Below are 12,300 nucleotides of genomic sequence, written 5' to 3'. Positions count from 1 at the left end.
TCGCGTCAGTGCGGCGGCGCCGGCACCACGAGACTGATCTTCCTGCCCTTCTTTTTCCCGTGCCCGACCTTCGCCTTGCCTTTGTTGCCCGCGTTCAGCTCGACCTGCGTTTCCCAGCTGCGCCCCGCATAGGTGTTCGTCACGGACTCGACGAGGAAGTCGCCGTCCGCCTCTTTCTTGAAGCCCTTGAGCGTGACCGTCTTCTCGGCCGCGAAGTCGGCCCGGCCGGTCATCGTCATCGTGCTTTTCGCGGTGTGGTGATTCAGCTTCTGCAGGCGGGCGTGTGCCGCGGCTTTCGCGGCCTCGGGGCTCGCGAACGCATGCCGCTCGGTGTGCACCGCGGATGCACCGGGCGGCGCATCAGGGTTCGGGATCGTCAGATCGATCTTCCTGCCGGTCTTCGTGTCATGCACCTTCGTGCGCACGGCGACGAAGCTCGCCCGGTCCGGAAACGTGATCTCGTAATCGAGCAGCATGTCGGGCGTGAGCGTAATCATGGGCAGCGGCTTGCCACTTGCGCTCCGGCCGGCGCCGCGACCCGCCACGATCAGCCTGCCCGCCTTCACCGTCGCTGTGGCGCCATGCTGCCGCGCGAGCCGCGTGATGAAATGCAGATCACTTTCGCCGAACTGGTCGGCACGCGGCACCGGCGCGTCGACGCTGCACGCGGCCGCCCACCGGTTGCGGCGGGCAATGTCGCCGACGATATCCGCGAGCTTCACGTTCTCCCAGCTGCCGTACCGGTGCGTCTTCGCGGTAGCGCGCATGTTCGCCGGTTTGCCGCGGATCACCACCGAGGCGGGCGGACCCTTGAGCGCAACCTCGTCGACCGCGTATTCACCCAGGAACGACAGGTCCCTGCCGTTCCAGCCGAGCGAGATTTTGAGCGTGGCGCCCTTGGGCGGGAACTGGATCCTGCCGTCGCGATCGTCGAGCTCGATCTCGCACTCGTCCGACTCGAGGCCGGGCCTGTCCACCGTCCGGATGCGCAGCACGCGATCCTGGATCACGCGCGTGATGTCGTCGCCGTTCGCGACGATCTGGAAAATGGCCTGCATTGCCCCTCCTAGGTCCAGAGCTGGACCGGTTCATCGCGCTGCTCGTCGAGATCGGGCAGCGCGATGAGGATTCCCGCGGCAAACGGCTGCGTGCGTGCGGCGAGCCCCGGATTCGCTTCGTACACCGCCTCGACCACACCGGCGAGCGAGCCGTAGAACGCGTAGCAGAGCTCGTCGAGCACGTCGCCGTCAGAGGTTCTTATAGTCTTCGCCATAGCGGCCGAACTCCAGGCTGAAGGTCTGTTTGCGCGGGGCGCCATCCGACATCAGCGCCTCCTGCTCCTCGTCGACACCCTGCAGATACCAGCGGCCGAGCACCTCGCCGTAGCCGGTCGTGAGCTGCACGGGCACCATGCGGTCGCCGATCGCGCGCAGCGCATCGATCTGCCTGGCTCCCGGTCCGGACGCAGCGAATACCACGCCCGACAGCGTGATCGTCTCGCCGCCCTGGCTGACCGCCTGCAGCGCCTCCTGCCGGTTCAGACGCTCCTGCGAGGCCACCTTGTACTTCGTGGTGCGCCGCAGTTTGTCGAAGGCAGCGGTCGACAGGTTGAAGTGGAACGTGTCGCCGGCGTCGGACGTGAGCGTCATCAGGTGCGGCGTGGCGCCCGACGCACCGCCGAGCAGACCCGACAGCAGCGCACCGGCGCCGGTCGATGTTGCGAGCGATGCCACCGACGGCGTCTCCCTGATGCCGGCCCACGCATTGAACTTCGTGCGCACGTCACCGAGCGCCGTGTTCACCGAATCGGCCGCCGACTTCACCAGTGGATGATTCGATGCGGTCGCGATTTTCAGCACGCTGCTGACCGACGACTGCACGGCATTGAAGCTGCGCACCACCGTGCCGACCTTCGGATCGAGGTCACCCGCCACCGACAGCGCACTGCCCGCGCCCGATAACAGGTCGGCCGCGCTCGTCAGGTTGCCGGTGGCGAGTTTCTGCAGCACCGCCACCGTGTTCGCGCTCGCCGCGCGGTTGCGTTCATAGACGCGGCTCATGTTGCGCACGCGCTCGGTCGCGATGCTCGCCTGGGTTGCGGCCTGCGTGATCTGTCTTGTGAAATCCATGTTGCCTCCTACAGATGGGGACTGTCGAACATCGCCGAGCGGTTGTTCTTCGCCAGTTCGTCTTTCATCAGGCGCTGCAGCTGCGGCGACACCTTCGCGAGGAAGCGGTCCGCCGCGTCGCTGCCCGGCTCGCCCTGGAACGTGACGTGAAAGACCGGCGCAAAGGTGTTCTGCTGGTCGATCTTCGCGACAGGCTTGTCAGCGCCAGACGGCTTTTCGAGGGCCTTTGCTTTCGCGAGTGCTTCAGCCATCGCCGGCGGCTGACCGTCGTTGCGCGAGAACGCCAGCCTCGCGACTGCACCCAGCGCCTTCTCACCCGCGAACGTCCCGAGCGCCCCGCCCGCGAGACCACCGACCGCCGCGCCGACCGGCCCGCCGAACGCACCGATCATCGCGCCGACCTTCGCGCCCAGCACGCCCCCGGCAAGACTGCCGGCGATGTCCGCGAAACCCTGCGCCTTCGCCGCCCGCGTGTCGTCGCCGGTCGCGACCGCATACGCATTGTTTGCCGCGAGCCCGAGCTTGAGCACCGTGCCCGCCATCGCCAGCTTGCCGGCATAGGGCATCACGCGACCAAGCACGCCACGCGCGGCGCCGAATACACGGGCAAAGCGCCCGCCTTTGCCACCCGCGTTTCCGATCGCGCTGCCTTTGCCCGCTGCAGCCAGTTCGTCGGCAACGGCACCGGCAGCGCCACCCAAGCCACCGCCGGGCATGTTGACGACAAAGACGCGCTGCACCCCGGCCGACGCCGCCGCGCCACCAAGCGCCTCGATCGCACGCCCGACGGGACCGGCTGCGCCTCCGGCCTTCCCACCACCTGCGCCGCCGCGCGCGACGAGAACCGATCCGCGCGCAATGTCGAGCGCACCGCGCCCGATCTGGAAAAGTGACTTTGCGCCGCGATAGGCGATCAGGCCGGCCGCGACACCCGCGACCGCCATTGTGGTTTTGGGCGCCGCATCGGTGATCTTCGTGAGCCCCTCGCCCGCCGTCTTCGCCGCGTGCCCGACCGCGTCGGTCACGGGCCGCAATGCGTCGCCGATGCTGCGCATCGCATCGTTCCACTGCTGGCCGACCTCGCGCCAGACCTGCTTCGATGCATCGCGCCGGTCGGCGAGATCTTTGGCGATCTCGCCGCTCGCCTGCGCCGACTCCTTTTTCAGTTTCTGGTACAGCTCCGCGTTCTGCAGGTACGCGGTCAGCGCCGCCTTCACCTGCATGTCGTTGAAGAGGTCGCCCGTCTTCATCGTGTCTTCGAACGCGGCGATCTGCACGCGGCGCTTGTCCAGATCGGACTCGCCGTTTATGCGCGTTGCGGCGTCGGCAAGCTGCTTCGCCTTCGCGGGATCGGTACGCTCGATATACGCGCGCGCGAGAACGAAGGAAGCCTCGAGCGTCGACCAGCCCTTGCCGATCGCCTCACGCATTTTTGCTTCGTAGTCGACGCCGGCCTTTTTGTAGTTGTTCGCGGTTTCATTGGATCCGATTTTCGAGAACCAGTTTTTCAGGTTGTTGGCCGCTTCGTCGGCAGTGCCGGCTGTCTTCATCTGCACCTGCAGCATGGCGCCGAGCTGCGTGACCGAGTCCTGCCCGGTGATGCCGATCTTCTGCATTTCGGCGAGCAGCACCGGAAACCAGCGGGCCATGTCCGCCGACTCGAACGAGCCTTCCTTGCCGAGAAACGCGATCGCCTCGAACGCCCTGGCCATCTGCTTCGGGTCGGTGATCTTCGCGTTCTGCTGCAGCGCCTGGATCATCCGCGCGGTCTCGACCGTGGTCGCGCCCTGACCGATCGCGAACTTCGCGGCAAGCGGTGCGAAGTCGAGCGCGCGGCTCACGTCCATGCCGCCCGCCACCATCTGGTTGACCGCGTCGGCGAGCTCGTTGCGGCCGATGCCGTTATCACGCGCGTCGCGGCGGACGCGCTCGCCCATCGACGCTTCCTGCGCCGTGCGGGCAATGCCCGCCTTGATCGCGATGTCACGGATGATCGCCTGATAGTCCGCCGAGATCGTCGCCGGCACCGCGATCGCGGCCGAGAATTTCACGGCGTCGCCGATCGCAGTCCGCCCGTTTTCGCGGCCGGCGGCGATCCGCTCCTGGCCGGATGCCTTCAGTTCCAGTCCGCGCACAGTGCGACCCAGGCGCGTGTACGCCCGGTCGAGCCGGTCGACCTCGATGCCGTTCTCGCGCAGCGTGCGCAGGTTCGATTCAATCTTCCGGCGGATGCCGTCCGCTGCACGATCGCCCGCCGCATGCAGGCGGCGGAATTCGTCCTGCAGCTTGACCGTCTCGCCGATCGTGCGCTGCCACAGCCGTGTTTCGTTTGCGGCCTTGCGCAGACTCACGATCCGCGAACTTGTCTCGGTGATCGCGCGGCCGAACGTCGCCGACACGGCGCCGCCGATCACGATCCCGAGTGCAATGTCGCTAGCCATCAGATTCCTCCATCCCGTTTCCCCGCTAGTCGGTCAGCCACCAGATCACCTCGTCGAGCGTCATCGCATCGATCGAGGCGGGTTGCACGCCGTGCTCCTTAAGCAGCCGCTTTGCCAGCGCCTTGAGCGTTTTCTGGCTGATTCTTGCCAGCGGATGTGAGGCGAAAGTAGGCATCCTGGACGCGGTGATAGTCACCGAGATCCATGCCCTCCAGGTCGTTGGGCGACACGCCCGCGAGCGCCGCGAAAATAGCCAGTTCCTGCCCTTCCTCGTCGCCTGGCGCGATCTTCTGCGCCGCGCGCATGTCACGCACCTTCGGGCGCCGCAGCGTCAGGGTGTCGCGCACGACGCCGTCGAATGCCACCGGATAGTTCAGTTTCACGGTGACGCTGTCGACGCGATCTTCACTCGCAACATTGCTATCCACATTGCTGTTCATCATTGCCGCCTCCCAAAAAAGAAACGGCGAACCGTGAGGCCCGCCGTTCAGGTTAAAAAGTCACTTTGCCGCGCAGGCGCGGTTACATGCCGATCGCCTTGCGGATCTCGGCGAGCTGGTCGACGCCATCGATGATGCGCACCATGCCGAGCACATCGATCTCGTGCACGACCGCGCCGTCGATCTCCAGCTTGTAGTAGGTCAGCGACACGGTGAACTTGGCGTCGACCTTCTCGCCCGGTTTCCAGTCGCCGCCATCGACCTCGGAGAGCATTCCGCGAAACGTCGCGGCGACCGCCTTCGTCGCGCCCTTGATGTCGCGGAACGCACCGCGAAACACGCCGTTGAATGCGGTCGCATCGGCGAGGCCGAAGAACTTCAGCACGTCGCGCTCCATCGTCGACATCTGGAACGCCGCCTCGAGCGCCTCCATGCCGAGATCGACCTTGACCGGCGCATCCATGCCGCCGGCGCGATGGTCATCGGTCTTGATCTTCAGCTTCGGCAGCGTGCACTGCGTGGCGCGGCCCGCAAAACCCTTGCCGTCGCTGTATACGTTGAAGTTATAAAGTGTTTCCGGAGTCACGCATCACCTCTCAGGTGTTTGGTATCAGGGATTGGTATCGAGCACTTCGGTCAGCCACTGGTTGGTGACCTCGAAGCGGAAGTTGGGGTTCTCTGCCGGCGGCACGTCGGTGAAGCGGATGTTCCAGTACACCTTGCCGTCCTCGAGCTGCGTCGCGGTATTGAGCTCCGGGTCCGCATACACCTCGAAATTGATCAGTGCGCCTTTGTTCTTCAGATCGCGCATGAACGCCTGCAGCCCTTCGGTGACGTCCTTCACGTACGTGGCCGTGATGCCGCGGTCGACCGCCCACTTGTGGCCGGCGAGCACCGCGTCCATCACGATGTCGAGCGTGCGCACGCGCGTGACGAACTTCCATTTGGCGTCGCTTGACAGCGTGCGGTTACCCCACAGGCGATAGCCGCCATCGCGGATGATCGTCGCGATGTTCGCGTTGTTGAGCAGGTTCGCGCGACAGGTCTCGTCGCCGTCGAGGAACTCGATCGGCCGCTTCGTGCCGGTGATATCGGTGATTTCCCTGTTCGACGGCGACGCCCAGAAACCGATGTTCGCGTCGGTCTGGCAGAAGAGGCCCGCCGCATACGACGAAGCCGGCGCATCGACGTCGGTGTTGGCGGCCGTGTCCCACATCGTCGCACCGGGATCAACCATGTACAGCCGCTTGCTGCCGAAGTTCTGCGCGTAGGCGATCGCCGCTTCGTCATCGATATTCGGTCCGTCGATGATGCCGATCGCGCGCAGTTTGCCGGCAAGCGAATCCATCGCGGTCGCAACCGCCTGCGTCGACGAGAAGCCGGGGGCGAGCAGCAGGCGCGGCTGCACGTTGTATTTTGACTTCGCGTCGAGCAGCGACTGCAGGCCGGTGCGTGCACCGCCGGCACTGACGCCACCGATGATCGCCGAGGTGAGCGCTGCGGGCTCACCACCGGCTGCGACGCCGGTGGCGACAATCACGGCCGTACTCTGCGCATAGATCGCGCGGGCCGCTTTGGCAATGGCACTGCCTTCGCCGAACGCGGCGACCGCCTCGCGATAGCTTGTGAGCTGCACCGGCACATTGGGCGCGGCCCGATCCGGGCCGGGCGTATAGGTGTTGACCATGCCGACGATCGACGAACTCGGCACGGCGATGGTGCGCGGCCCGGTGTCGACCAGCGACACGGTCACGCCGTGGAAAAACGAGGTTGCACCCATGAAGGTCTCCAGGGATCAGGAAGATTCAGCCAAAGAAATCAGGCAAAAAATCAGGCAAACAAAAAGCCGCCTGGGCAGGCGGCTTCGGGTGATGGAGCGCGGGGCTCCGGCAACACGCCGGAGCGGCGCTTACGTCACGGAATCGGGCGCACCGGGCGCATCAGGCAGTTCGACGTTCGGCCAGCCGGTTGCGTCGGCGAGGTCCCGCAGCGCCTGGCGATACCGGAGCAGCGCCGTGAACTGCTCGGCCGTGAGTGTCGTGCCGTCACCGATCAGTTTTTCGTCCTGATGCCGGGCGACGAGCCAGTCGGTCGCCGCGAGCGCGCCATCGCGCCTCGCGCGCATCATGTCGGCCTGCTGCGCACGCGTCGGTGGCAGCGGATCGAATAACGCCGGCATGCCGTCAGCGTCGAGCGCGATGCGCCTGCCCTGACCCTGTCCGTTGATCAGTTCCTGCCACAGCGCGTCCGTGATCCCGACGGCCTTCACGGACTCCGGCACCGGACTGTCGACGCTGTCGTAAAAGCCGGTGATCGCGCCCTGCGCGTCGTATGCTGCGAATTTCTGTCCCATGATGTCCCTCAGTACCCGATACTGATCCACGAAATACCCGTTGAACCGGAAGACGCCGTGCCCGCGATCACGTTGAAACTGGTTTTCGTCCCGTTCCCCTGGAAACCCAGCGAGACGGACGCCGCATTCGGCGAGATCACGGTTCCTGTGTTGCCCGCAGCCAGAATGAACGCGTTGGGGTAAGCGACCGGCAGCGTGACCGTCTGCATCGATTGCGTTGCGATCGTGCTGGTGCCCCACTGGAGGATCAATCCGCTAGGCAGCTTCGCATAGCCGTTATTGGCAAGCGACTGCGAGAACGCATTGCGGCGGAACAGGAACGATCCGCTGATGACCCAGGCGCCGGACAGGACGGTAAATACGCAGTCTTCGCCAGGGTTAAGCGTCACGCCCGTGACCAGCCCTGTGCCACTGTCGATCTGGTCCGCGCCCGCCGCGGAAATCGTGACAATCCCGCTCGACGATGTACTGACCTTGCTGCAATGGACGCTTGCCCCGTTAGGCAACCCGGCGATCGGCGGAAGCGTCGCGGCCTGATTGGCCGTGTTGTTGAAAACCACTCTCGAACCGATGTAACTGTTGTCCATCGTCGTCGACGCGACGGTGGCCTGGCCCGAGTGAAGTGGCGAGTATTGAAGCCCGGACTGACTGAGAAACGCCGTAGTCGCAAGCTTCGTGCTGTTGTCGAACTGCGCTGGCGTCGGTCCCCTGGGTGTACCGGTGAAAAGCGGCGAGTCGAGCGCGGCCTTCAACGCGAGTGCGTTCGTCACCGTCGTCGCGAAATCCGGATCGTCGCCGAGCGCATCGGCCAGTTCCTTCAGCGTATCGAGCGTGGCCGGCGAGGCATTCACCAGCGCCGCGATTGCGGCCTGCATGGCGACGAGCGTCGCGTATTGCGGGTGCGGATTGTCTGCGCCCGCGTGCGCTTCCTGCTGCGCCCTCAGATAGCGCGTACGGTTCGCAAGCTGCTTTGCCTGCCGGTTATCGACTCCATCCGGGCCACCCATGACGGGGTCCGACGTTTCCAGCTGATACACACCCTCTTCCCACTGGGCGATTTCCACAAGGTCTGCCATCAGGCGACACTCCCTCTGTTGTATTGTCCATTGCGCATGGCGACGCCGTTATGTCGGACCGGCACCGCCGTGTAGTCGAGCAGGGCGAGCAGGCTGCGCGCGGGCGCGTAGCGCCCGAGCACGGCCTTCAGGCTGTCCGCCTGGTCGCGCGTGACCGGCTGCTGAAGCTTCACGATGTATTCCGCCCATGCGTTCGCGCGTCCGTGCACGTGGTCGCCATTGCGGGTGATCGACCCGTCGCGACGCCGCGCGAGTCGCCCTTCGACCAGCTCGACCTCGCCGAAGCCGAGCCGGCGGATCACCTCCCGCACCGCCCACGGCGTACCCTTCCTGCGGTGCAGTGCAAGGGACCCCTTGATCAGCGCCCGCTTCGCGTCTTCGGATTCGGCCAGCTCCCAGCCGTCGACGGCCAGCGCCCACGCGAGCCACGGCAACCAGCCGGTGGGACACCGGTCCGCATCCCACAGCGTGCGCAGGATTTCGGGATCGACACCCGGCGCCATCACGATCGCGAGCGCCGTTTCGAGCGGCGTCTGGTTGGCCGGTAACAGGGCGTCACGCATAGTCCGCATCGTCCACCTTCATGTTGAGCACGATCGACGTGCAGTTGGCGAACTGCCGCGGCGTACAGAGAACGTGCGCGGACGGCGATCGCAGATCGACGTCGATCACGCCGGAATCCGGTGGATGCAGCGCACCGTAGATCGCGGACAGCGACATGCCGACGCCCAGCTTGCGGGCACTGGCGATCGCCTTCTCCAGTGCTGCGCGTCGCGCTTCGAAAACGGCCTCACCGCCTGGACCGCTACCGACATGGACGTCCGCCTCGACGGCGAAATCGACGCGCTCGCCGGCTGTCACCAGCACCTCGTCGTTCAGCGGCCGGACGTCCTCGGGTGAGACGGCTGCCGTCACGGTGCCGATCAGCGCCTGGTCGGGCACGCCATCGCCCACCGCCGACAGCAGCGTCAGGCGCACGACGCCCGCCTCCGGACGATCCACCCTGACGTCCAGCACGTCCGCCGAGGCATTCATGGCCAGCGCAACGTAACTGCCGGATGGACCGGCCACCGTCGAGCGTTCGATCGACATCTGCGTGCGCAGCTTCAGCCGGTCGTCGCCTTCGAGGGTCGGCTCGACCGGCGGATTCGCATCTGCATCGCCAGGATCGATGGTCGCCCGTTCGATGTCGAGCAGCGCCGCGAGATGCTCGAGATCGGCACCGGTCGAAAACGCCAGCATCACCGCGCGTGCGGCGTCATTGACCCGCGCACGGAACCGCACTTCGCGGTAGGCCGCAAGCTCGATCAGCTTCACGACGGGGTCCGACTCGAGCGCCGCGCTCCAGTCGGGGTAAATGCTTCTGAAATGCACGAGCTTCTCCTGATAGATATCCTCGAAGTCGAGCGTGTCGACCAGATCCGGCGGATCGATCGCACTCAGATCAATGGTTGTCACGTGGTCACCTCGAAAACTGCGTCGTCGCCTTCGTAGACGCCCTGAATGCGGAACGTCACCCGGCCGTCAACGATCGATGCGACCGTGACGCGGGAGACCCTGATGCGCGGCTCCCAGCGCCCGATCGCGCGGGCCGCTTCCGCCTGCGCCGAAGAAATCCAGCCGCGCGTTACCGGCAGATCGACCATGCGGGGAATCTCGGAGCCGTACTCGGGCCGCTCACGTCGTGTGCCCTTGCGCGTCGAGAGGATGTCGCCGATGCTCTGCTTCAGGTGCGCGATACCGGTGACCGGTTTGCCCGTCTGACGGTCCATGCCGACCAGCGCCGTACCCGCGCCCATCGTCAGGAACCGTCCGCGACGCGTTCGAAATCGGGATGGCGCTCGAGTGCCGACACGTGTTCCTGCGTGGTAGCCGTTACGTGACTCTTTTCGACGGCAAGCGTGGTGCCATCGGCAAACACCAGCGTGCGCGACCTGAATGCCCTGTCACGGAAAGCGATGGACACCCTGTCGGCAGCGACGGTTGCCGCGGCGAGCCGGGCAGGCAACGGATTGTCTTCATCTTGCGGCATATCGAAACTCCAGCAAAAAGGCCTCGCGCGAAGGCGAGGCTAAAGTAACTTTTCACGAACGCTTCGAACGTAGCGCCCTACTCTTTCAAGGGTGGATCCGTCGGCGCACCCTCCTGCTTCACCATGTGTATGTGATCCGGCAGCGAAACGCCCTTCGATGTCACGGTGCCGGTGAAGTTGGCGTCACCGTCGATCTCGGATGCAGGACCGCCCGCCGAATTGCTGCCGGTCATGCCGCCCTGGAACGTCAGCCGCTTCTGTGTCGTGCTGTTGCCGGTGAAGGTTGAATCCGGTGCATCGACGAGCAGCTTCGGCGCGCTCTGCGTGATGCCGTCCGCCGTCAGTTCCATCTGCGTGTCACCGATGCGGAAAACGATCCGGCCACCAGCGGGAACCGACAGCACATATTCGTGCGCATCGTGGTCGTAATGCTCATGCGCGCCGTCCGGCCAGTCGGTCGCCGTCAGGTTCGCAGCATTGCCGTTTGCCCCGCCATGCGTGTCGCTATAGAAGCCGGCCAGCACGAATGCGCCGGCAAGCGTGCCCGATGGCGCCAGCACGATGGCCTGCTCGCCGACCGAGGGCGGGCACCACGTCCTGACCCGGCCCGCCGCAAACGTCTTCCATGGCAGCAGGGCGCTGACCCACTCGCCGTTACGCACCCGGCAGCGCGGCGGGTCGTACTGGACATCGTCGATATAGCCCGCCTGCACGATGCTCGCTATCAGGCGATCGATCTCGCCAATCTCGTAGTCGCTCATCTGGCTATCCTTCGGACGGATCGTGTGCCGGATCCAGGTACTCCGCGCCAGGCGCCGTGCCCGTATCAGGATCGACGCCCCACAGCACAGCGGAGCCCGCGGCCGGAAACGGCGCGGCGACATCGCCGAGATCAAACTCGTGCGTCCACTCGACGAGCCAGACGAGATACGCGTCGAGTTCCGGCTTGAACGGATCGTCGCCGATTTGCACCAGCCTCGCCGGCGTCACCGGCACACCCCACGTCTGCGCGTGCACCGCACACGCGATCCGCGCGGCCAGCTCGCGCACCGCGAGATCCGCGTGGGCGCCAAGCGGATCACAGATCGCCCGCGCCTGGAAGCGCCCGACCAGCGACGTCTGTCCGGTGCCGGGATCATGTCCCGGTTCCATTTCCGACATTTCTACTGCAATGCTGGGCGTCGGAATCTTCCGGCCGATGCGCGGATAGGCGTCGATCGGTGAGATATCGGGCAGTGCGGCGCGCAGGCCCGCGATCATCGCGTCGTGCAATGTTTTCAGGTTATCGGGCACGCCGGACTCCTCCTATCGCCTTCTGGATTTCGTAGTTCACTTCCTGCCGCAGTATCACCATCAGCCGCGCCTCGCACATCTGCGCCGCACGACGGAACGCCGGGTCACCGGTCTTCGACCAGTTCACTGTCACGACCTCGAACGGCGTGCGGGCCTTGCCGGTTCGCTGGTAGATCGGCCCGTCCGGTTTGGCCTTCGTCTGCCGCCATGCGCCATCGAAGGTGAAGCGCCCCGCCCGCATGCCCTTTTTCGTTTCGCGTACGGAACCCAGCCGGTGGGCTTCAACGGGATTCAGCCCCAGCCAGACCTTGCCGGTATCGGCCGAACGCATGAAGAAGTACAGCCGGCTGCGGATCACCTTCTGCGGGATCTGCGTGCCGCGGGAGACTTCCTTGCCGGTCTGGCTCTTGATCCACGCGGCGGTCTTGCGCAGCGTGCGGCGCCACGCGCCCTGCATGGCGGACGGTGACAGTCCCTGCAGCGCGGCGGTCACTTCCCTGATGTCGATCTCGACTTTCATTGCATCCATCGGCGTG

At 65.5% G+C, this 12,300-nt stretch carries 16 protein-coding genes; all 16 read right to left on the bottom strand.

The features are described 5' to 3' along the window. Positions 1-5: 5 nt before the first annotated feature. The gene (locus CUJ90_RS04465) at positions 6-1,058 is read right to left on the bottom strand and encodes a phage late control D family protein (protein ID WP_114162075.1); all 1,053 of its coding nucleotides are present in this window, start codon (positions 1,056-1,058) and stop codon (positions 6-8) included. A gap of 8 nt (positions 1,059-1,066) precedes the next feature. Beyond that, a complete protein-coding gene (locus tag CUJ90_RS04460; protein WP_114163434.1) occupies positions 1,067-1,273 on the bottom strand; it encodes a tail protein X in 207 nt (68 codons plus the stop codon). Beyond that, positions 1,248-2,129, bottom strand: coding sequence for a phage tail protein (locus CUJ90_RS04455; protein ID WP_114162074.1), 882 nt, complete (start codon positions 2,127-2,129; stop codon positions 1,248-1,250). Before CUJ90_RS04455 ends, CUJ90_RS04460 begins: the two co-directional genes overlap by 26 nt. Before the next feature lie 8 nt (positions 2,130-2,137). After that, positions 2,138-4,570: a phage tail tape measure protein gene (locus CUJ90_RS04450; protein ID WP_114162073.1), complete on the bottom strand. Its 2,433-nt coding sequence runs from the start codon at positions 4,568-4,570 to the stop codon at positions 2,138-2,140. Between the two features lie 98 nt (positions 4,571-4,668). Beyond that, a complete protein-coding gene (locus CUJ90_RS04445) occupies positions 4,669-5,010 on the bottom strand; it encodes a phage tail assembly protein (RefSeq protein WP_114163433.1) in 342 nt (113 codons plus the stop codon). Between the two features lie 82 nt (positions 5,011-5,092). Further along, on the bottom strand, positions 5,093-5,596 hold the full coding sequence (locus tag CUJ90_RS04440; protein ID WP_114162072.1) for a phage major tail tube protein: 504 nt from the start codon (positions 5,594-5,596) through the stop codon (positions 5,093-5,095). Between the two features lie 24 nt (positions 5,597-5,620). Then, complete coding sequence (locus tag CUJ90_RS04435) at positions 5,621-6,790, bottom strand: phage tail sheath subtilisin-like domain-containing protein (RefSeq protein WP_114162071.1); 1,170 nt, start codon at positions 6,788-6,790, stop codon at positions 5,621-5,623. A 129-nt stretch (positions 6,791-6,919) separates the two neighbouring features. Next, complete coding sequence (locus tag CUJ90_RS04430; RefSeq protein ID WP_114162070.1) at positions 6,920-7,363, bottom strand: phage tail assembly chaperone; 444 nt, start codon at positions 7,361-7,363, stop codon at positions 6,920-6,922. 8 nt (positions 7,364-7,371) lie between these two features. After that, a complete protein-coding gene (locus tag CUJ90_RS04425; RefSeq protein ID WP_152035329.1) occupies positions 7,372-8,439 on the bottom strand; it encodes a gp53-like domain-containing protein in 1,068 nt (355 codons plus the stop codon). Then, positions 8,439-9,002: a phage tail protein I gene (locus CUJ90_RS04420; RefSeq protein ID WP_114162068.1), complete on the bottom strand. Its 564-nt coding sequence runs from the start codon at positions 9,000-9,002 to the stop codon at positions 8,439-8,441. The genes CUJ90_RS04425 and CUJ90_RS04420 overlap by 1 nt, the downstream gene beginning before the upstream one ends. Then, positions 8,995-9,897, bottom strand: coding sequence for a baseplate assembly protein (locus CUJ90_RS04415; protein WP_114162067.1), 903 nt, complete (start codon positions 9,895-9,897; stop codon positions 8,995-8,997). The genes CUJ90_RS04420 and CUJ90_RS04415 overlap by 8 nt, the downstream gene beginning before the upstream one ends. Further along, positions 9,894-10,238: a GPW/gp25 family protein gene (locus tag CUJ90_RS04410; protein WP_114162066.1), complete on the bottom strand. Its 345-nt coding sequence runs from the start codon at positions 10,236-10,238 to the stop codon at positions 9,894-9,896. The genes CUJ90_RS04415 and CUJ90_RS04410 overlap by 4 nt, the downstream gene beginning before the upstream one ends. Positions 10,239-10,240: 2 nt before the next feature. Then, on the bottom strand, positions 10,241-10,471 hold the full coding sequence (locus CUJ90_RS04405) for a hypothetical protein (protein ID WP_083085345.1): 231 nt from the start codon (positions 10,469-10,471) through the stop codon (positions 10,241-10,243). Between the two features lie 77 nt (positions 10,472-10,548). After that, a complete protein-coding gene (locus CUJ90_RS04400; RefSeq protein ID WP_114162065.1) occupies positions 10,549-11,232 on the bottom strand; it encodes a phage baseplate assembly protein V in 684 nt (227 codons plus the stop codon). A 4-nt stretch (positions 11,233-11,236) separates the two neighbouring features. Continuing rightward, positions 11,237-11,764, bottom strand: coding sequence for a hypothetical protein (locus CUJ90_RS04395; RefSeq protein WP_114162064.1), 528 nt, complete (start codon positions 11,762-11,764; stop codon positions 11,237-11,239). Further along, entirely contained in the window at positions 11,754-12,293 is a 540-nt protein-coding gene (locus CUJ90_RS04390) for a phage tail protein (protein ID WP_083085349.1), read from the bottom strand. Before CUJ90_RS04390 ends, CUJ90_RS04395 begins: the two co-directional genes overlap by 11 nt. Positions 12,294-12,300 lie beyond the last annotated feature (7 nt).

Source organism: Paraburkholderia terricola (genome assembly GCF_003330825.1).
Taxonomy (GTDB): domain Bacteria; phylum Pseudomonadota; class Gammaproteobacteria; order Burkholderiales; family Burkholderiaceae; genus Paraburkholderia; species Paraburkholderia terricola.
Note: the sequence above shows the minus strand (reverse complement) of the source record. Positions and strands in the feature narration are given on the sequence as shown.